The organism is Clostridiisalibacter paucivorans DSM 22131, from assembly GCF_000620125.1.
In the GTDB taxonomy this organism is placed as follows: Bacteria; Bacillota; Clostridia; order Tissierellales; family Clostridiisalibacteraceae; genus Clostridiisalibacter; species Clostridiisalibacter paucivorans.
In genome coordinates this window covers 1-21888 of record NZ_JHVL01000032.1, presented here as the reverse complement: position 1 = coordinate 21888, position 21888 = coordinate 1, and the positions used below count along the sequence as shown (strand labels likewise).

At 30.9% G+C, this 21888-nt stretch carries 18 protein-coding genes, 1 pseudogene and 1 riboswitch; of the genes and pseudogenes, 16 read left to right on the top strand and 3 right to left on the bottom strand.

The window, feature by feature from the left end:
- Positions 1 to 142: 142 nt before the first annotated feature.
- From Q326_RS0109955 to Q326_RS0109915, 9 genes are all read left to right on the top strand, one after another.
- Complete coding sequence (locus tag Q326_RS0109955; protein ID WP_034601842.1) at positions 143 to 1552, top strand: sigma-54 interaction domain-containing protein; 1410 nt, start codon at positions 143 to 145, stop codon at positions 1550 to 1552.
- Positions 1553 to 1790: 238 nt separating this feature from the next.
- Positions 1791 to 2963, top strand: coding sequence for a thiolase family protein (locus Q326_RS0109950; protein ID WP_026895258.1), 1173 nt, complete (start codon positions 1791 to 1793; stop codon positions 2961 to 2963).
- 20 nt (positions 2964 to 2983) lie between these two features.
- Complete coding sequence (locus Q326_RS0109945) at positions 2984 to 3802, top strand: beta-keto acid cleavage family enzyme (RefSeq protein WP_026895257.1); 819 nt, start codon at positions 2984 to 2986, stop codon at positions 3800 to 3802.
- A 16-nt stretch (positions 3803 to 3818) separates the two neighbouring features.
- Positions 3819 to 4589, top strand: coding sequence for a cyclase family protein (locus Q326_RS0109940; RefSeq protein ID WP_026895256.1), 771 nt, complete (start codon positions 3819 to 3821; stop codon positions 4587 to 4589).
- Positions 4590 to 4695: 106 nt separating this feature from the next.
- On the top strand, positions 4696 to 6672 hold the full coding sequence (locus Q326_RS0109935) for a sodium:solute symporter family protein (protein ID WP_026895255.1): 1977 nt from the start codon (positions 4696 to 4698) through the stop codon (positions 6670 to 6672).
- Positions 6673 to 6971: 299 nt separating this feature from the next.
- Positions 6972 to 8006 carry an L-erythro-3,5-diaminohexanoate dehydrogenase gene (kdd, locus tag Q326_RS0109930; protein WP_034601838.1) on the top strand — a complete coding sequence of 345 codons (1035 nt, stop codon included), beginning with the start codon at positions 6972 to 6974 and terminating at the stop codon, positions 8004 to 8006.
- 59 nt (positions 8007 to 8065) lie between these two features.
- Positions 8066 to 9121, top strand: a complete 1056-nt coding sequence (locus tag Q326_RS0109925; RefSeq protein WP_205687668.1) for a TRAP transporter substrate-binding protein — start codon at positions 8066 to 8068, stop codon at positions 9119 to 9121.
- Between the two features lie 151 nt (positions 9122 to 9272).
- Complete coding sequence (locus tag Q326_RS0109920) at positions 9273 to 9758, top strand: TRAP transporter small permease (RefSeq protein WP_034601835.1); 486 nt, start codon at positions 9273 to 9275, stop codon at positions 9756 to 9758.
- A gap of 24 nt (positions 9759 to 9782) precedes the next feature.
- On the top strand, positions 9783 to 11099 hold the full coding sequence (locus Q326_RS0109915; RefSeq protein WP_026895251.1) for a TRAP transporter large permease: 1317 nt from the start codon (positions 9783 to 9785) through the stop codon (positions 11097 to 11099).
- Between the two features lie 90 nt (positions 11100 to 11189).
- Here the strand turns inward: Q326_RS0109915 and Q326_RS0109910 are convergent, their stop codons facing one another.
- Entirely contained in the window at positions 11190 to 11423 is a 234-nt protein-coding gene (locus Q326_RS0109910; protein ID WP_026895250.1) for a helix-turn-helix domain-containing protein, read from the bottom strand.
- Positions 11424 to 11787: 364 nt separating this feature from the next.
- On the opposite strand from Q326_RS0109910, the gene Q326_RS0109905 reads away from it, so the two are divergent.
- From Q326_RS0109905 to Q326_RS0109895, 3 genes are all read left to right on the top strand, one after another.
- On the top strand, positions 11788 to 12018 hold the full coding sequence (locus Q326_RS0109905; RefSeq protein WP_026895249.1) for a hypothetical protein: 231 nt from the start codon (positions 11788 to 11790) through the stop codon (positions 12016 to 12018).
- Positions 12019 to 12225: 207 nt separating this feature from the next.
- Positions 12226 to 12732 carry an FUSC family protein gene (locus Q326_RS0109900; RefSeq protein WP_051531360.1) on the top strand — a complete coding sequence of 169 codons (507 nt, stop codon included), beginning with the start codon at positions 12226 to 12228 and terminating at the stop codon, positions 12730 to 12732.
- Positions 12733 to 12852: 120 nt separating this feature from the next.
- Positions 12853 to 13044 (top strand): hypothetical protein, encoded by a 192-nt coding sequence (locus Q326_RS0109895; protein ID WP_026895247.1) that lies wholly within the window; start codon positions 12853 to 12855, stop codon positions 13042 to 13044.
- Positions 13045 to 13111: 67 nt separating this feature from the next.
- Here the strand turns inward: Q326_RS0109895 and thiC are convergent, their stop codons facing one another.
- The gene (gene thiC / locus Q326_RS0109890; protein ID WP_026895246.1) at positions 13112 to 14425 is read right to left on the bottom strand and encodes a phosphomethylpyrimidine synthase ThiC; all 1314 of its coding nucleotides are present in this window, start codon (positions 14423 to 14425) and stop codon (positions 13112 to 13114) included.
- Between the two features lie 96 nt (positions 14426 to 14521).
- Positions 14522 to 14620, bottom strand: a riboswitch (TPP riboswitch).
- A gap of 157 nt (positions 14621 to 14777) precedes the next feature.
- Here thiC and Q326_RS0109885 point away from each other — a divergent pair.
- From Q326_RS0109885 to Q326_RS0109870, 4 genes are all read left to right on the top strand, one after another.
- On the top strand, positions 14778 to 16787 hold the full coding sequence (locus tag Q326_RS0109885) for a transporter substrate-binding domain-containing protein (protein ID WP_026895245.1): 2010 nt from the start codon (positions 14778 to 14780) through the stop codon (positions 16785 to 16787).
- The gene (locus tag Q326_RS0109880; protein WP_026895244.1) at positions 16780 to 18141 is read left to right on the top strand and encodes a sigma-54-dependent transcriptional regulator; all 1362 of its coding nucleotides are present in this window, start codon (positions 16780 to 16782) and stop codon (positions 18139 to 18141) included. The genes Q326_RS0109885 and Q326_RS0109880 overlap by 8 nt, the downstream gene beginning before the upstream one ends.
- Before the next feature lie 245 nt (positions 18142 to 18386).
- Positions 18387 to 19730: an alanine/glycine:cation symporter family protein gene (locus Q326_RS0109875; RefSeq protein WP_026895243.1), complete on the top strand. Its 1344-nt coding sequence runs from the start codon at positions 18387 to 18389 to the stop codon at positions 19728 to 19730.
- A 240-nt stretch (positions 19731 to 19970) separates the two neighbouring features.
- Positions 19971 to 21356, top strand: a complete 1386-nt coding sequence (locus Q326_RS0109870; protein ID WP_084489608.1) for a sigma-54 interaction domain-containing protein — start codon at positions 19971 to 19973, stop codon at positions 21354 to 21356.
- Between the two features lie 310 nt (positions 21357 to 21666).
- Here Q326_RS0109870 and Q326_RS18775 read toward each other — a convergent pair.
- A pseudogene (locus Q326_RS18775) lies at positions 21667 to 21888 on the bottom strand (IS110 family transposase); the annotation flags it as partial.

Genomic DNA, 21888 nt, shown 5'->3' with positions numbered 1-21888 from the left:
TTCATAAATATGATATATAATATTGGGCAAATCAGCATTTGAGGTAATATTATGAAAATATTTGTTATTAACAATATTCTTTCTATTAATATATTTGATATATCGATAAAAAAGTCTAGTATTTGTATGATAAGGGGGTATTATGACTAATAGTGATTTTGAAGATATTAACTTAGATGTATTTAAATTAATCATAGAGCATTTAGATGGAGTTGTCATAACGGATTCTAAGGGGAGATATTTATATGTGAATGACAAATGGTCAAAGATGATGGGAAATATAAAGCTAAGAGATATAAAAGGGAAGCCTGTTCGAGACTTTATTCCAGATACAAAAATTGATTATGTTTTAAAGACAAAAAAATCTGTAACAGGACATGTAATTATAACTAAAGGCCCTTCAAAAATAAAGGCTTTTTCGACCTATCTGCCAATTATGAAGGATGGTAAAGTGGTAGCTGGATTTATACATGTTATATTCAAAGGAATGGAAGAAGCAATAGATTTTTCTTTTAAAGTAAATAGTATGGCTAGTAGAATTGAATATTATCAAGAGGAATTAAGAAAAATCAGGGGAGCAGATTATACAATTGATAATATTATAGGAGATAGTGTAAAGATAAAAAATATGAAAAAATTAATAGTCAATGCTGCTAGATCAAATTCTAGTGTATTAATAGAAGGAGAAACAGGTACTGGAAAGGAATTAGTTGCTCATGCCATACATGATTTGAGTAATAGATATTCTCAACCTTTTATTAAAGTGAATTGTGCAGCTATACCTAGTGAGCTTTTAGAATCGGAGTTTTTTGGATATGAAGAAGGGGCTTTTACAGGAGCTAAAAAAGGTGGTAAAGAGGGAAGATTTGAAATGGCCAATGGAGGTAGCCTATTTTTTGATGAAATTAATCAAATGCCTTTATCTTTACAACCTAAACTATTAAGAGCATTACAAGAAAGGGAAATAGAAAGAGTAGGAGGAGGAAAATCTATACCTGTAGATGTTAGAATTATTGCAGCTTCAAATGCAAATTTAGATAAATTAGTGGCGAAAAATAAATTTAGAATGGATCTTTTTTATAGGCTTAATGTATTAAAAATTACTATACCACCTCTTAGAAAGAGAAAAGAAGATATCCCTCTAATAATGGATAATTTATTAGACAAATTAAATTTTCAGCTTGGAATGAGTGTAATTGGAATATCTGATGAAGCAAAAACTAGATTAATGGGATTAGAATACAATTGGCCAGGAAATATAAGGGAACTTCAAAATGTATTGGAAAGAGCAATGAATAAGTCGTGGGGAGAATCTCTATCATGGAGTCATTTTTGTGATTATTTTGAAAAGAAAAAAACTGTTAAGAGTTGTAAAGGGCAAAAGAAAAATAAATTATTGCTAAAAGATATCAAGGAGGATTTAGAAAAGGAAACAATAATTAAGGTCCTTAGAGATTGCAATCAAAATAAGACACGGGCAGCTAAAACTCTTGGAATATCTAGGACTCTTTTATATAAAAAAATAAAAAAGTATGAGTTAGATAAATTATAAAGTGTAAATGATAGTTTGCGCAAACTATTGTTTACACTTTACTTATAATCAGGTTGTGATCAGAAGAAAAATAAATAACAAGCATTAATGTGTAAACATATAGTTACACATTTTGTTTTTGTAAGCTTAGATATATAGGTATAAAGCCTAGAACTCTAAGCTTATTATTATTTTTTTAAAATGGCATAAGTTTTGCAATATTAAATAAATGAAAATAAATTTACAGAAGGAGGTTAGTATGAATAATGCAGTTATTGTTTCCGCTGTGCGTACTCCAGTGGGAAGATGTAGGGGAGTATTGGCATCAGTAGAACCTTATAAGATGGGGGCAGAAGTTGTTAAAGAAGTTATCAATAGAGTTAGTATAAGTTTGGATATGGTAGATGAGATTATATTTGGTAATCTTATGGGTCATGATGTAAACAATATTGCAAGAGTGGTTTCTCTTGAAGCTGGCTTACCAATAGACATACCAGCACTTACTGTTGATAGGCAATGTGGGACTTCGCTTAATGCAATAGCTTTAGCAGCAATGATGATTCAATTAGGAGAAGCTAAAGTGATTATTGCTGGGGGAGTAGAGAGTGATTCACGCAGACCTTATGTGATGCTGAAACCTGAGATAGGTTATTCTGTTAATCCACCTAGATTTAATGGGAAATTAAGGCTTTCACCAGAGCATATTGGTAATCCTAGTATGGGTATTACAGCAGAAAATTTGGCACAATTGTACAGTCTTACTAGAGAAGAACTTGATATCTATTCTGTTAATAGTCATAAAAAAGCTTCCTTAGCAAGAAAAAAGGGGAAGTTTAAGGAACAGATATTACCAATTGAAGTACAATTGGACAGGGACAAGAAGGTTGTAATTGATGAAGATGAGACTATTAGAGATGATGCTAATTTGGAATCTATGGCTAAATTAAAATCAGTGTTTAAACAAGATGGAGTGGTAACAGCAGGGAATAGTTCTCCAATGAGTGATGGAGCAGGAGCTGTGATTATGATGGAAGAAAAATTGGCTAAAGCTATGGGGTATGAGATTTTAGCAAGGTATAAAGCATTTACTGCTGTAGGAGTAGATCCAAATATAATGGGAATAGGACCAGTACCTGCAACTAAAAAGGTACTTGAAAAGACAGGCCTAAAATTAGAAGATATTGATTTAATTGAATTAAATGAAGCCTTTGCAGCGCAAACATTAGCATGTATCAAAGAACTTAAAATCAATGAGAATAAATTAAATGTTAATGGAGGGGCCATAGCTCTTGGACATCCATTAGCTGGAACTGGGGCTATATTGACGACAAAAATGGTTTATGAGATGGAATTTAGAGATGTTAATTTAGGCTTAATAACCTTCTGTTGTGGAGGAGGGCAAGGCGTAGCTATGCTGCTGGAAAGAGATTAATTTAGGGAGGAAGTGAAGATATGGGAAAAACAATTATAACAGTAGCACCAACTGGTGCGTGGCCAACTAAAAAAGACAATCCTAATATACCTTTAACACCAAAAGAAATTGCTGAAGATGTGTATCAATGCTATGAGGCAGGAGCATCTATTGCTCATCTGCATATGAGAGATGATAAGGGCCAAGGTACTATGGACAAAGAGAGATTCAAAGAAACAGTAGATTTAATTAAAGATAAATGTGATATTATAATTAATCTAACCACATCAGGTGATCTAAATGCGACAGATGAAACAAGACAATCACATTTAAAATTAATTAGACCTGACATGGCATCTTATGATTGTGGTTCTATGAACTGGCAACATAATTCCTTGTTTATAAATTCTCCATCTTTTTTAGAGGAATTAGGGAAAACAATGAATGAATATGGAATAAAACCAGAAATTGAAATATTTGATCCAGGAATGATTTATAATGCCAAGTATTATGTAAAAAAAGGAATATTAAAAGAGCCTTTGCACTATCAATTTGTTTTAGGTGCAGCGGGGGGAATTGCAGCTACTGTAGAAAACTTAGTTTTTATGAAGGGATTGTTGCCATCTAATTCTACATGGTCGGCTTTTGGTATTGGAAAAACTCATATTCCAATAATGCTAGCAACTATAGCGTTGGGTGGTCATATAAGAGTTGGTATGGAAGATAATATACTATTTAATAAAAAAGAATTGGCAAGATCCAACAAACAATTTGTGATGCGGGCTGCTAATATAATAAAGGAAGTTGGAAATGAAGTGGCTACACCAGATGAAACAAGAGAAATATTAGGATTAGAATAAGAGGAGGATATATATAATGAAAATTATAGATTTAAGTATTGCATTAGAAAGTGGATTACCTAGTGATCCACCAGATTATATTCCATATATAGACTATAGAAACCATAAAGATACAGCAGAAGAAATGTTGGAGTACTTTGGGAATGCTACATTAGAAGATCTTCCAGAAGGAAATGGATGGGCTGTTGAGTTTCTTAAAGTTTCTACCCATGGAGGGACTCATATTGATGCTCCTTATCATTACTATCCAACTATGAATGGAGGTGAAGAGGCATGGACAATAGATGAAATACCTTTAGATTGGTTTTATGGGTCTGCTGTTGTTGTAGATTTTAGGGATAAGCCTGACGGATATAAGGTTGAACCTGAAGATTTTGATGAATATTTCAATAAAATACAATATACATTAAAGGCTGGAGATATAGTATTGGTTAATACTGGAGCTAGCAAGTATTGGGGAAGCAAGAGATACCTATCTTCTGGATGTGGAATGAGTAAGGCTGCAACTCTATGGCTTGTCAATCAAGGGGTCAGAGTAGTAGGAACAGATGCTTGGAGCTGGGATAGACCATTACCATTAATAGCAGAAGAATTTGATAAAACTGGTGATAAAAGTATCATATGGGAAGGCCATAGAGCTGGCGCAGAAAAGGCATATTGTCATATAGAAAAATTAACTAATTTAGAATCTTTACCTATAATAGGGAGCAAATTTTTCTGTTTTCCCATAAAAATAAAAAAGGCCAGTGCTGGATGGATACGGGCTGTGGCTTTTGTAGAAGAATAAAAAAAGAAAGGGATTTTATATCCCTTTCTAACAAATAATTTATAAAAATAAAGATAGAAGCATTATACTATATATAAAAATTAAAAGCAAATAGGAGGTTAAATCAATGGTTAATATTACCTTTGCTATATATGCGATTATATTTATTGGGTTATTAGTCGGTTCTGGGCTAATCTCTAAAAAATGGGTATCAGATTCAGATGACTATATATTAGCAGGAAGAGAAATCAGTTTTCCTATTAACACTGTAGCCGTTGTTGCAATAGGATTTGCTGGTACAAGTATAGCTTTAGCACCTGGATTTTCTGTTCTATATGGAGCTAGAGGTGGCATAATATGGGGTGTAATCTATTCTATATTTGGATTATTTTTATATGCTAATTTATTTTCGAATTTTATAAGAAGATCTGGAGCACAGACTCTTCCAGAGTATTTTCAGATTAGATATAATGGCAAAGTAAGAGGACTTGTGGCAGTTACATCTGTTATTGGTATGTGTGGTATATTAGCGAATAATGTGTCATCATTATCAGCTATTGTTTCAGGATATACCGGCTGGTCGACAATTGCAATTGCTGCAGTTGCATTTTTAGTTATTCTAATATTTGCAACTATGAGTGGTCTATGGGCAACATCAGTGGCAGATTTTATTCAAGTGACCATTGGTACAATTGCTGTTCCTATATTTACTCTAATATTAATGAATAAGTATGGAGGATTTGAATACTTCAATACTTGGTTAGGGGGGAACTGGTTTAATACTGGATTATCTGGGGCTCAATTACCTGGTTTGACAATGAAATATCCAAGTGTTATAACATTTATGCTTTTATTTGGTACTGCTTTGGTATGGGGAAATAATTATTATTGGTTAAAGATTTCTTCATGTAGGAATGAAAGTATTGCAAGAAAATCATATACTATTGGAACAATATATCTAATAATTGTATTTATGATACCTTTATCTATAATCGGCATATATGCTGGTGTCACTATGCCAGAGGTATTTGCTTTAGTTGGAGGAAGTGCTGATCAAACTGCTGCTTATGGAATGATTGCAACTGTAATTACTCCAATATTAGGTTCATTATTTATAGTTGGTGCTGCAGCTGCTGCTCTATCTACATCTTCAACGGCAGCAATGGGAGCAACATCTATGGCCACAAGGGATATTTACAAAAGACTGATAAATAAGAAAGCATCATCTGAGACTACATTGAGGGCCAGTAAATTTACAATGGGGTTAATTATTATAGTTACATGGGTAATGACTTTCTTTCCAGGGGGACCTACTTATTTGTTTGCATTTGCAAACGCTTGGCTAACTCCACCAGCTGTATTGTTGCTATTAGGGGCATTTTGGCCAAGATTTAATGCTAGAGGAGCTTTTTGGGGAGTTCTTATAGGTATGATAACAATGGTTATTTTAACTATAACTGAATTAACAGGAATATTTGCAATAGGAAAGTGGACACATATGGCTATTATTGGATTTCTAGTATCTTTAATTGTAGGAATATTGGCAACTTTCACTGATAAACCAAAGTATTATGGAGACCCTAATTGGGATATTAGAGCAAATAAATCCAATAGAGTGGAAAGAAAATTAGATGAGTTTGATCTTGAAGTATTAGTTATGATTCGTAATGGACATCAATATCTAGCAGATATAAGTGATGGGCTAAAGGTTGATTCTGGAATATCAAATGTAGCAATTGAAAAATTAGACCAAGGTGGATATATAGAAAGAGCAGGATTGAGAGGAAGTAAATTTTTTACTTTTAATATAACTAAAAAGGGAGAGAAGGCTTTACCAATATTAGATGAAAAGGAATTAGCAATGGTTAAAGATTATCTAAATAAAAAATATCTTAAATTTTTAGAAATAACCTTTAATGAAAAGGAAAAAATAGGATCATTTCCAAAGGAATACAATATGTCCTCTTTGCAAATGTCTAGTATGATTTCTCATTTAAATCGTAGAGGTTATATTAATGAAAAGGGACTATTTAAAAGAAAAGTAGAAATTACTGATTTAGGGAAATCAATGATTAGAAAATATGGGGATTATGTAACTATTTAAAAGAAGATGAAAGAGAATTAACCAAGTTAAAAAGGTTAGTTCTCTTTTTTGAATATAAAAAACTACTTGACTTAACGCAAAATGCGTTATATCATATAGATAGACAATGACGCAAAATGCGTTTAAAATTATTTAAAGGTGGTGACAATATAGTCAAATAGATATTCAAACAACTTTTTTGTGTTAATGCAACAGTATTATTAATAAAGAAAAGGGGGTGCTAAAGTAAGAAAGAGTGTTATATAGAATTTCACAATAGACTGACTATGATATTGAATTTAAATAGGGGGATAATTGATATGAAAGGAAATACGTATGGTGGACATAGAGTATTAGAACCTAAAGGTTTTTTACCTCAATCAGCTGCTAAAGTTAACAATACTACTAAAATATGTTCAAATGAAATTTTAATTGATGTTATTGCATTAAATCCAACTTCAACAGCATTTAATAGAATTAGAACAAAATGTAATGGTGATAAAGAAGAAATAAAAAAGTCTATAACAGAGATAGTTGAAGCTCAGGGAAAGTTTCAAGACCCTGTGACTAAATCAGGGGGAAATTTAATAGGTAAAGTCAAACAAATAGGACAGAATTTTCAAGGAAAAAGTGATTTAAAAGTAGGGGATAAGATTGCTACGTTAGTATCACTATCTTTAACCCCATTAAAAATTCATGAAATTTTAGATGTAAATATAAAGACAGATCAAGTATTTGTAAAGGCTGATGCAGTTTTATTTGAAAGTGGAATTTATACAAAACTTCCTAAAGATCTTTCGGAAAATCTTTCATTAGCCATTATGGATGTAGCAGGTGCTCCAGCACAAGTTGCTGTAAATGCTAAGCCTAACGACATAGTAGTCGTAATTGGATCGGGTAAAGCTGGACTTCTTTGTTTACATGAAGCTAAGAAGAGGGTTAAACCAACTGGTAAGGTTATTTGTATTGAGTATTCAAAAGAACAATGTGAATTAGTTAAAGAACTTGGTTTAGCTGATTATGTAATACAAGGCAATGCTCAACATCCACTTGAGATACTTCAAAAATATCAAAAAATTATGGGAGACAGGTTAGCAGATTTAACTATTAATACTGTAAATGTTAGTGATACTGAAGTTTCAACAGTATTGATTACAGACAATGAAGGATTAGTTTATTTTTTTAGTATGAGTACAAATTTTGCAAAGGCTTCTTTAGGTGCTGAAGGTATAGGAAAGTATACAAGAATGTTAGTAGGAAATGGATATTATCCAGGACATGCAGACGTTACATTCCAAATTATGAGGGATAATCCAATGCTAAGAAATTATTTTGAAAAGAAATATTTAAAATAATACTATTATTACATAATTTAGTAACATTAGAAAACTATTAATTTGAAAGGACGAGATATATGAAAATCAAAAAACTATTAGCATTGATATTTGTAGTAGTAATGGTTTTAACTTTAGCTGTGGGTTGTGGTAAATCATCTGAATCAGATAGATCGGTAGGAGCAAAAACTTCTAATAATGAAGACATACCAATTGTTGTGAAAATTGGGCATACTGATTCATCCACACGTTCAACTCATCGTTGGAGTGTTTGGCTCGGCGAATATCTTGAAGAAAAGGCTCCAGGGAAGTTTGTAATTGAAGTTTATCCTGATGGTCAATTGGGAGATTCTCCAGATTTAATAGCTGGTACAAAACTTGGTACATTAGATGTTGCATTTGAGCTTTCTTCTGTAATTACATCTGCAGCTGGACCAGCTTCAAGTTGTATTGATTTGCCTTATCTGTATCCTACTTATGAGGACTGGATTGAAGGAACTTTTGAAAATGGAGGTCTAGAACTTTTCAATAAGACCCTTGAAGACTCAGGATATTATTGTTTAGATATGTTTTATAATGGCATGAGACAAGTAATAAGCACAGACAAAACTTATCATAATGCTACTGATCTTGATGGGCAGAAGATTCGTATAGCACAAAATGAACTGAATATTGAACTTTGGAAAGCAATGGGTGGGAATCCAACACCTATGGCTTGGGGTGAAGTAATTACCTCTCTTTCACAAGGGACAATAGATGCATTGGATCATTCATTGGGAGTATTTAATGATTTCTCACTTCATGAGATTGCTCCGTATGTCACTTTAACAAACCATGCAAGTTCACCATTTCCAGTGATTTGTTCTTTGGATTGGATTAATTCTATGCCTGAAGATTTAAGAGTGATTTTTGAAGATGGTGTTCATAAAATGTGTGAACAGCAAAGAGAAGAAGAAAGAAATAATGAAATGAAATATATTGAACGTTTCAAAAATGAAGGAGCTACTGTAGAAGAGTTAACATCCAAAGAAGTAGAAGATTTTGTACAAGCTGTACAACCTATATATGATAAGTGGAGAGAAAAAGTAGGTGATGAAGTAATGGATGCTTGGCTTAACACTATTCCTAAACAATGAATTCAAAATATTAACGTTTAATGTTATTAATGCTTTGTACTTGAATATTCAAGTACAAAGCGTGTTATATAGATGAATTTTAATTTATTGAAAGGAGGGAGCAGGTCATGTCGTATAAATTTTTTCTAGACATGACATATGCAATAACTTTATGAAGAAAAAAATAGTTTCTATTCTGGATAGAGTAGAGGGAATTTTATTAGTTACTATGTTTGCTACTATGGTTTTAGCAATTTTCTTACAGGTTATTATGAGATATGTTTTTAATAATTCTCTTTCTTGGTCTGAAGAGCTTGGAAAGTTTCTTTTTGTATGGTTATCGTGGATTGGAATTAGTATAGGTGCTAAAAGGGGAGAGCATATCAAAATTACTATGTTAGTTGATAAATTGCCCTTTATTCCTGGACATATTTTCAATATTATCTCCCAATTGATTGTAATAGGAATATGTTCCATTACAGTCTACTATGGGGTTAGTCTTGTGATGAGTCAGGCAAATGTTAATTATGCAGGTATAAAGATAAGTATGTCTTGGGGTTATCTAGCAGTTGTTGTAGGTTGTAGCATAATGATAATTCGTTGTTTAGTATCAATAATAGATTCTATAACATCAATTAATAAGGGATTAAAGGCTTGATTTGCTGAAAGGAGGGAATATATAATGTCGTTGGTTGTATTATTTGTTATATTATTTATTATGTTAATGGTTGGTGTACCAGTTGGTTTTGCAATTGGTGGAGCAACTATGGCTTCTATGATCTTTTGTTCAGATTTGAATATGGTAATTAGTGCACAGTATTGTTACTCTGGTATCAGTTCTTTTACTGTTATGGCAATACCATTTTTTATGTTAGCAGGATTGATAATGTCTACAGGAGGCATTGCAAGACGGATAGTAGACTTTGCTTCTGCAATTATTGATTTTGTAACAGGTGCCCTTGGTTGTGTGACTGTGTTAGCTTCTATGTTTTTTGGTGCATTAACAGGGTCTGGAATGGCAACTACTTCTGCTATAGGTGGTATGATGATTCCTGAGATGAAACGAAAGGGATATAATCCATCTTATGCAGCTACACTTGTTTGTTTTGGAGGTATAGTAGGACCGATTATTCCTCCTAGTCTTTCTTTTGTTTTATATGGAGCTACAACAGGTACACCTATACCAAGTCTATTTATAGCAGGGATTCTTCCAGGAATATTATTAGGACTTGTTTATATTGTTATGAATATCATTTTATGCAAAAAGAATAATATAGATTTAAAAAATAATCATGCTACTGAAAGAGAATATAAAAAAGTTCCAATTAATGAGCTTTTGAGGAAACGTGCAAAGCTTATTTGGGTTGCAACAAAAGAAGGTATATGGGCACTACTTTCTCCTGTCATAATACTAGGAGGAATCTATTCAGGAATATTTACACCTACAGAAGCTGCTTGTATATCTGTTGTTTATTCAACTATAATAAGTTTGTTTGTGTATAGAGATATGAAATTGAAGGATTTATATAGAGTTCTCTTAGATGCCGCTGTTCTTAATGGTATTACATCTTTTCTTCTTGGATATTCAACAGTTTTTTCTACTTTTATGACTTTTGAAAAAGTACCTCAGATGATTACTACTTTTTTGACTAGTGTTTCAGATAATATGTATGTAGTGTTAATTCTTATTAATTTGATATTGTTAGCAGTAGGTTTGTTTTTGGATACAGTTCCAGCTATTATTATAATGGCTCCAATGTTACTTCCAGCTATTAGGTCTTTAGGTGTTGATCCAGTCCATTTTGGTGTCATTATGGCTGTTAATTTGGCAATTGGTCTCTGCACACCGCCATATGGATGTAATCTTTTTGTAGGAGCTGCTGTTGCAAAGATTAAATTAGAGAGTATGTTTACATATATAGTACCATTTTTTGTTACTTCTATTGTAGCACTTTTGATAATTACCTATGTGCCTTGGTTATCATTGTTGTTTGTATAGTGAATTGTTCGAATTGTTATCTCATAAAGTGCAATCAAAAAAGGCGATGTGGATACTTAAGTATCCACATCGCCTTTTTTGATTAATAGATTACTTATTGAGCTTTGGATTATCGGTTCTACCTATTAGGTAATCAACAGATACATCAAAATAGTCTGCCAATGCTACTATTTTATCTATAGGAGTTGTTCTCCTACCTCTTTCAATGTCTCCAATTGCACTGCTGTATGAAAAACCAACAATTTTTGCAAGCTCAATTTGACTAAGATTGTGAGATAATCTCAACATTTTAACTCGTTTAGAAAATATTTCTCTTGAAAACATAAAAAAACTCCTTGACTTTACGCACAATGCGTTATAACATATAAATAAAAGACGCACAATGCGTAGATATTTTTAGAAAGGTGGTGACCAAATATATAACTTTATAACACAATTAAGACATAGCTGTTTCAGGGTTTATGAACAGCAAAAAGAACTTATTAGTAATAATTACTTAGTCAGTTATCGTAAAGTTTGTGGGGGCAAACTTTATGATAACATTTTACCAATTTATTAGTATTAATACAACAATAAGTAAAAATAATTAAAGGACTTTGAACTTATGAGAAAAGGGAATATTGGGGAGATTATATTAAGGTTTAAAGATAATGAGTAATTGAGAATAAAAATTCAAGGGGGAGATAAAATGGCGGAAAAGTTTACAAATATTAAGGTTAGGAGCTTAAGATATCAAGAATCAGATAAAGAATTACCAGGTTTTAAAAGTATAAATAGTGAACAGGGGAGATTAAGCTATAAAAAAATAAATTTGGTTAAAAGGCTTTTGAAAATGGGATTGCCAATGAAAGAAGTTTCAGAGATTATAGGGGTAGATATAAAAATGATAAGAGAAAACAATATTAAATTAATGCATTAAATTAAGCCTGGGACATTGTATCTCAGGCTTAATTTTTCAGTATTTCTTGACCATTTTATTATCCACTAAAAAGTAACCTTTTGCATTCTCTAAAACTATGATGATATATTTTATCACTTATCTCTAGAATTAATAAGTAAAATCTGATATCCTATAGATGCATATTTGTCAAAAAATAAGGGAAAATGTAAAATTAGGAGCATAGCTATGGAAAAGTTCACACTAGACAAGGACAAAAAAACAACATTTATAGGTATGCGAGTTGTTAAGACAGTTATTGCAGTATATATATGTTTTTTGATAAGTTTTATTAGGAAATCACCACCTTTTTATTCTGCTATAGCTGCAATACTTTGTATGCAGAATACTCATGCCAATAGTCTAAAAGTAGGTAAAAATAGAATGATTGGCACAATGATTGGTGGGTTCTATGGATTTATAGCTATTTTATTGGCTGATTTTATTAATATTAAATTATTTAGTTACATATACTATTTGACATTGTGTTTTTTCTTGGTCCCAATAATATATACAAATGTATATTGCAAAACTGCAAAGTCAACTTATATTAGTTGTGTGGTTTTTTTAAGTATAACAGTGTCTCATGGTGGGGATATTTCTCCCATATTTTTTGGACTAAACAGGATAATTGATACATTAATAGGTATAATTGTTTCCCTTTTAATAAATAAAATTTATTCATCTAAAGATTAGAATAGTGATCGGAAAATAAAGGCATAAGTTGTCAAACATATATCTATGACATAATAAGCAGAAGACATTTATTAATCTATAAATCATCTGAAGGCATACTGTGATTGAGGCGATTAAACCATGGAAAAAGAGTTATTGTCAGCAATTAGAGAGATGCTTAAAGAAGAATTATATCCAATCAAAAGTGAAATAGGCGCCGTGAAAAATGAAATAAATGGCATAAAAAATAAAATAGGTGGCATTAAAAGTGGAGAAGTATGTACAGGGTCGAAGAGGCTACAGCTAGTAATTGGGCAGAGATTGCAAGATTAAAACAAGCAAAATAATTTGTCAATAGAAAAGAGACTTGGGATATAAAACTATATCCCAAGTCTTTTTTCTAATCATCTTCTCTCAAAATATTTAAATCTTTTCCTTCTTTTATTTTATTCATATTTCTCATTGAACACATTTTTCCACACATAGTACAACTATCTTCATGTAGTGGCATGGATTCCATTCTATATTTTTTAGGTTTTTCAGAATCTATAGCTAATTTGAACATTGTATCCCAGTCCAATTCTTGTCTTGCTTTACTCATATCATAGTCCCATTGTCTTGCACCGTTTACATTTTTGGCAATGTCTGCAGTATGAGCAGCAATTTTTGTAGCAATAATACCTTCTTTCATATCATCAAGTGTAGGTAATCTAAGATGCTCTGCTGGTGTAACATAACATAGAAAGTCAGCTCCAGTACTAGCTGCAATTGCTCCACCAATTGCACTGGTTATGTGGTCATATCCAGGGGCAATGTCGGTAACTATTGGACCTAATACATAAAAAGGTGCTCCATGACAAAGTTTTTTCTCTAGAATCATATTTGATTTTATTTCATCTATAGCCAGATGTCCTGGACCTTCTATCATGACTTGCACATTTTTTTCCCAAGCCCTTAAAGTGAGTTCACCCAATATCATCAATTCTTTTACTTGGCTTGCATCGGTGGAATCATTTATACTACCAGGTCTACATGCATCACCTAAACTTAATGTTACATCATATTTGGCACAGATATCTAACATTTCATCGTAGTATTCAAAGAATGGATTTTCCTTATTATTTAATTCCATCCATGCGTACATCAATGATCCACCTCTAGAGACTATATTAGTAAGTCTAGGATTTCTTTTGAAGACCTTAGCAGTTTCTCTATTCATTCCTGCATGGACAGTGATAAAATCTACACCATCTTTGGCATGTCTTTCCACAACCTTTAGAAATTCTTCTGAGGTTATATCACTGAGTTCCTTATCATAAAATCCCACAGCATCATATACAGGTACAGTTCCTACAACAGCTGTAGACATATCAACTAGCTTTTGTCTAAACTCCTGGGTCTTACCATATGAACTTAAATCCATTATTGCTTCTGCATTCATGTCTAATGCTACTTTTACCTTTTCCATCTCTGCATCTACATTGTAACAATCTTTAGAAATTCCTAGATTCACATTTATCTTTGTCTTCAATCCTTCCCCTATACCTTCGGCATCTAAAGATTTATGATTTTTATTTGCTGGTATAACTACTTTTCCATCGGCAACTAATTTCATTAGCTTTTGAGTATCAATTTTTTCTTTTTGTGCCACTACTTCCATTTCTTTAGTTATAATACCCTTTTTAGCAGCATCCATTTGAGTTGTATAATTCATTATGTACTTCCCCCTTATATTTTATAAAATTTTTGTAATTTATATTTTGATATAAAAATTAAAAAAGCTTACCACAAAGGTAAGCTTTCTATCAAAATATAAGATAAACAGCTTCCCTACGTTAGTACTAACTAATTCAGGTTCAAAGGGTCAGGAATTTTCCTTCTCAGCTAAAAAGCTCCCCTAGCTACTACTATTAAATTATATATACATTATAATCTTTTATCCTATTTTTGTAAAGTAACATTGAGAGGCATGGATATATCAAACTATTCTGAAATATGAATATATGATATAATATAACTAGCCTAAATAGCCATATTTCAATAATTTAAAAGGACAATGATCTATTATGAAAAAAAGAGCTGCTATTTATTTATTGATATTATTTTTAATTATGATTGTGTTATTTAACCAGCTAACAAAAATAAAATATGATTTAAATTTATATGAATACTATATTCAGTCTAAGCCAATAACAGAAAATGAGTTTAAAATTATTGAAGACAGGGGTACGATTATTTTTACTTCTGATGAAAATGCCCCACCTCTCTCATATATAGAGGAAGAAAATAATCAATACAGGGGTTTAGTAATTGATTATGCATCAGCTCTTTCTGTAGAGATGGGAGCAGATATTATTTTTAAACCATCGGTATGGGAAAATGCATTAAATGGTTTAAAAAATGGGGAAGCAGATATTGTCGATATATTTGTTAGTGATGAGAGAAAGTTAGCATATAGTTTTTCAAAACCGATTTATCAGCTTAAAGGTGTAGTATTGGTAGCTAGTAAGAATAATTCCATAGAAGAGATTTCTGATTTATTTGGACATACAGTTGCTATACAAAGAGGAGATTATGCTAGAGAGCATATTGATAAACATTTTCCTCAAATAAATTACATATTAACTGATGATATTGAAGAGTCTATTTTTTTATTAAGAAAGGGTATTGTCAATGGAGTAATAGGAGACGAGCCTGTAATTAATTATTTTGTACTTAAAATGAATCTAAAAGATGAAACACATTTAATCTATCCATACATATATGAGCAAGACGTAGTTTTAGCTGTTAGAAAGGCGGATTCACATCTATTAAATATCTTCAATAAGGCTATATTAAATTTAAAGAAGATAGATTATGTTACCAAAATACAACAGAGATGGTTTGGAATTTCTACCCCAATTGAAAAAACCATATTGACAGATAATATGTTCATAGGGGGTATATTATTTATTGTAATAGTAGCTGCTATTGTATTAGTTATGTTAATTTTAATTGAGATATTAAAGGAAGAGATTAGTAGTAGAAATAGTGAGATTAGAAAGAGTAAAGAAGAGCTGGAAACTACATTTAATGCTTTAAATCAATTAGTTGTAGTTTTAGATGAATATGGAATCATATTGAATTGTAATAAGCCCTTTTTAAAATTAATCGGTTCCGACAAGTCAAAGGTAATAGGTACCCACTATTTAACATTTCCAATACTTAATTTAATAGAACAGGAAATCAATACTTTTTTTAATAAGGATAATGATATTAAAAATATGGAGATTCCTATGGATAATAGGACTTATAGCTTTAGTGTGTTTTCTATGGATTTTGTTACTGATAATACATATAAACTGTTAATTGTGATAGAAGATATAACTGATTTTAGAATAATAGAGGGCAGATTGGCACAAAGAAATAAGATGGAGGCAATTGGTCAACTGGCGGCAGGGGTAGCCCATGAGATAAGAAATCCCCTTGGGTTAATACATACATATGGTTATTTAATGAAAGAGAATAATTTAAATCAAGAAGATATTAAATCATTGGAAATAATTGAAGAATCAGTGGGTAGGATTGATCATATCATAACAAATCTATTGAATTTTTCTAGGTTGACAGATGATTATGAACAGAAAATATTTATAAAGGATATGATTATAAATATTGTTGAATTGGAGCAGATTCAATTAGAGATAGGAAGTATAAAGTTTGATGTTAAATGTGATGAGTTATTAACGATACATTCAAATAGAGAATCATTAAAGCATATATTAATTAACACAATTGAAAATGCTATACATGCTATTGAACAGGATGGAGTAATAGAAATAATTTGTTACCCAAAAGATAATGGTGTTAATATCATAATTAAAGATAATGGTATTGGTATAAATGAAGAAAATCTTAAGAATATATTCAATCCATTTTTTACTACAAAACAAAATAAAGATGGAACAGGATTAGGGCTTTATGTAGTTTATAATGAAGTTCAAAAATTAGGGGGTGAAATCCAAGTAGAAAGTAGTATTGGCTTAGGAACTACATTTACTATTTATTTACCAGAGAGGATGAAAATAGATGGCTAAAGATTTTACTATTTTAGTAGTAGATGATGAAGTTCGCTATCAAGAGGTCTATAAAATTTTATTAACAAAAAAGGGATACAATGTGAAGTCTTGTAGTTCTGGAGAAGAGGCAATGAAATTATTAGAACATGAAGAAATTGATCTTGTATTAACAGATTTGAAAATGAAAAATATGACAGGCCTAAAACTTTTGGAAGAAGTCAAAGAGAAATTCAAAGACATAGAAGTCATTGTAATAACGGGATATGGGACTATTGAAAGTGCAGTTGAAGCAATGAAAAAGGGTGCATTTAGCTATTATATAAAAAGTCATAATCCAGAAACATTGTTGTTAGAGATAGATAAATTAGTACGGATTAAAGTTCTGGAGAAAGAAAATAGTATACTTAAAAAGATGCAAAAGAATGGTAAATTTTTATTAGAGACTAAAAATGAGAAATTTCAAGAAGTCATACATATTGCACAAAAAGCAGCATTAAGTAATAGCAGTATTTTGATTTTAGGGGAGTCTGGAACAGGTAAAGAAGTTCTAGCTAGGTATATTCACAATATAAGCTTAAGACGTGATAATAATTTTGTTGCTGTTAATTGTCATGTCTTTTCTGATGGATTACTGGAATCAGAATTATTTGGACATGAAAAAGCAGCATTTACTGGAGCAACAGAAAAAAGAATAGGAAGATTTGAAGAAGCCGATGGAGGCACATTATTTTTAGATGAAATAGGGGATATGCCTATAAATACTCAAATAAAATTGTTAAGGGCAATTGATACAAAATCTATTGAAAGAATAGGAAGCAATAGGAACATACCTATAGATTTGAGATTTATTTCAGCCACAAATAGAGATATAAAAGATGCTATTTATAAAAATCATTTAAGAGAAGATTTGTTGTATAGGGTTAATACTATTACAATAAATATTCCGCCTCTAAGGGAAAGAAAAGAAGACTTACCTAAACTAATAGAGTTTTTTATTGGTAAAACTGAAAATGAATTGAAAAAGAAGGTAAAGACTATTGATGATGATGTATTATTTTTTCTTAATAAATATGAATATCCTGGAAATATTCGTGAATTAAAGAATATTATAGAAAGGCTTGTAGTATTATCTGAAGATGGGGTTATAAAAAAAGATTATTTGCCAATGGGTAAAATACATACTTATAGAGATTTAAATCAAAAAAAATTAATGGGTAAATCATTGAAGGAAGCTAGGAAAATATTTGAAGCATTTTATATTAATGAAATATTTAAAGAAAGTAAGAGGAACGTATCTGTCACTGCCAAAAAATTGGGTATAACAACACGTCATTTGTCTAACAAAATTAATGAATATAAAATAAGAAAATAATAAAACAGAAATTTATTTCCGGTAATGGTAGGAAATAAATTTCTGTTTATTCTGACAATTATTTAACATGATTATTTAGGAAAACAATAAATCGCCAAATATCAACGTTTAAAATGGTTTTATAACAAAAAGATGTGAACTCAGATTGTTGGCATATAAATTGCGAATATTTATTATATAACCCTTATTAGTATATTAAGAGTACTACTACTTAAGGGAAATATAATAAATAGGAGGAATTATAAATGGATGTAGTATATGCAGTTAATGATTGGTTAAATGGCATTGTCTGGGGGCCATATATGATTGCTTTATTGGTGGGGACTGGGATCTTTTTAAGTTTTAAACTAGGATTTTTCCAGTTGATTAATTTTAAGCACATTTTTAAAAACACATTGGTAAAATCATTTTCAAAGGGGGATGCTGAAGAAGGAGATATATCATCGGGGCAGGCAGGATTTACTTCAATTGCCGCTGTTGTTGGCACTGGAAATATTGCGGGTGTTGCTACTGCAATATCTATTGGGGGACCTGGTGCTTTATTTTGGATGTGGGTAGCAGCAATTTTTGGAATGGCTACAAAATTTGCTGAAGTTACCCTTGGAATTCACTTCAGAGAAAAAAGGGCAAATGGAGCTTATGCTGGTGGAGCTATGTATTATATTGAAAAAGGGTTAGGGAAAAAATGGCTAGCAACTTTTTTTAGTATTATGGTTATTATTTCTTATTTCATAATAGGAGCTATTGTTGACACTAATACTATTGCTATGTCATTGCAGGAACAGTGGGGAATTAAACCAATTATTACAGGGGTTGTTTTTGCTATATTAGCAGGGATTGTTATTTTAGGTGGCATTAAAAGAATTGGAGAAGTGTGTCAGTTCCTAACTCCTTTCATGGGAGGTATATATATAATCACTGGATTAGCTGTATTGATATTAAATATTGACAAGATTCCCAATGCATTTATTCAAATATTTTATACTGCATTTAACCCAGTTTCTGCAACTGGTGGATTTGCTGGTGCTACTATTACTAGAATGATAACAATTGGTACAGCCAGGGGACTGTTTTCTAATGAGGCTGGTATGGGTAGCTCTCCTATTATTCATAGTAGTGCTCAAGTTAATCATCCAGTAGAGCAGGGCATATGGGGGACAATAGAGGTCTTTGTAGATACATTAATAATTGGAACAATTACTGGATTAGCAATAGTAATATCTGGGGAATGGGTTACAGGTGTATCAGGGCCTGCATTGACTATGCGAGCATTTTCTAAAACTTTGCCTGGAAATATAGGTAGTTATGTTGTATTAATATCTGCTATTTTATTTGGATATTCTTGTTTAATATCTGCCAACTATTATTGTGAAAGGGCAGGTGACTATTTATTTGGATATAAAGCAATTAAACCAATTAGGATCCTATGGATAATTTTTATAGTTATAGGTTCTTTAGGAGGGTTAGAATTTGTATGGGGATTAGCAGATACTGCAAATGGTCTAATGGCAATTCCAAACCTTATTTCTTTACTATTATTAAATGGAATTGTTGTTAAATTGAAAAGAGAGTATTTTGAAAATAAATAATATTGGTAAATATCTTAGATTTAATAAAATCCCATTAGGTAGAGTCTTCTATCTGATGGGATTTTATTCTATTCCACGAATCTACACTTTATTGTCAAAGATAAGAGGAAAACCAAATAATTTGTAGAAATATGTATATATTTCATGAATTTCATTATATTTTGTAATTACAGAATATAATATACATGTATCCGTAAGCAAGCCTTATAATTGTTATCCAAAAAGGGGTTGATTTTTATTTTGGGAATAGATATGAAAAATATTTCCTCTTACATAATAGAAACGATAGATATTGGTATAAGGGTTATTAATATAGAAGGATTAATCATTTATTGTAATAGTAAAATGGCTAAAATAATAGGTTTAAATGAGAATGAAATATGTGGGAAGCATATATTGGAATTACACGAAGACTTAGAAGAAAAATCAAGTACACTGCTTAATTGTGTAAAAACAGGTAATAGTATAAATAATAAAATAAAAATTCGATTTAATAATAAAGGAGAAATGATTTATTTAGTTAGTACCAATATCCCAATATTTAAGGATGGAAAAATTATTGGAGCAATAGAATATGTTAAAACGGAAGATTCTTTTGGAGATTTGTTTTCTTATCTTTTGCGGGACGCTAAAAAAGAAATGAAAATAAAAAGTCGTCTTGATTTGAAAAGTTCATATAGCTATAATTTCAGCGATTTTTTAACTGTAGAAAAGGAAATGACTTTTTTAATAGAAAAGATTAGTCATATGGCTCTTTATGATTATAATGTTTTAATTTTTGGAGAAACAGGAACAGGAAAAGAAATAATAGCCCAGAGTATACATAATAAAAGTCCTAGAAAAAATAAGCCTTTTATAGCACAGAATTGTGCAGCTATCCCAGAAAATTTATTGGAATCTATTTTTTTTGGAACAGAGGTAGGAAGTTTTACTGGTGCAGTTCAAAAAATAGGATTATTTGAGCAGGCTGATGGAGGTACATTATTACTAGATGAATTAAATTCTTTGCCTATATTTTTGCAAGCAAAACTTTTAAGAGTCTTAGAAGAAGGTTGCATTAGAAGGGTAGGAGGAAAAAGAGACATTTATGTAAATGTTAGAATTATTGGTACTACTAATGAAAATCCTGAAACTTTAATGAGAGACAAAAAATTGAGAGAAGATTTATTTTATAGATTGGGTCCTATATATATAAATATCCCCCCTTTGCGTGATAGAAAATCAGATATAGATTATTTAACTAGAATTTTTATAAAAAGAGAAAGTAAAAGAATCAAGATTAAGGAACCAAATATTTCAGTTAAAGTTAAAGATTTTTTTAGAAAATATCCTTGGCCAGGAAATGTAAGGGAGTTAAAAAATGTAGTTAATTATCTATTATTAAATTCTCTATTTGTTGATCCAATTAATTTAGAACATTTACCACATTATATGAAAAAAAATATGATGAATATTAAAGTGAAAGACTATGATGATTTGGATTATAATAAAAGAATGCTTGAATTTGAAAAGTCAATAATATCAGAGGCTTTAGAAATTACAAAAGGAAATATATCGGAGGCTTCAAAGATATTAGGAATAAAAAGGCAAACATTACAATATAGAATAAAAAAGATGGGACTTTAAATATTGCTAAAAATTTATCATATGATAAATTTTTAGCAATATTTTTGTGTGAAAAATTAATAAATAAAAAAATGATATCGACGCCAGTATGAGTTATTAATTAATATAAAGTTGATTTTATATCTAAACAAATATTATAAAAACCCTTAGGCATATTTATTGCAATAATATATTGTACAAATAAAAAAGCAACCTGGTAATATGTCAAGGAGAATTTTTAAAAGAAAATAAAAGAAGTGATTAAAAAAGGGTAACTTTAATAGAACCTAGGTTTTTCAGCAAAAAAACAGGTTTGATTTAAGAGCATATTTTATTGAATCTCCCCAACTTTATCATTGGAGTAGATTTGATTCTTAGTCAGCAAGCTAAAAATCAGGCGTACTAATTTACGAGATGTTAACGCGAGTGCTCTTTTGTGTTGATGGGTTTTAACTTCACTAAATTTTTTGTAGTAATACTCTTTGTACTCTGGAACAAGATTTTTTACACTGTTTGCTGATTCAATTAAGTAATATCTAAGATATTTGTTACC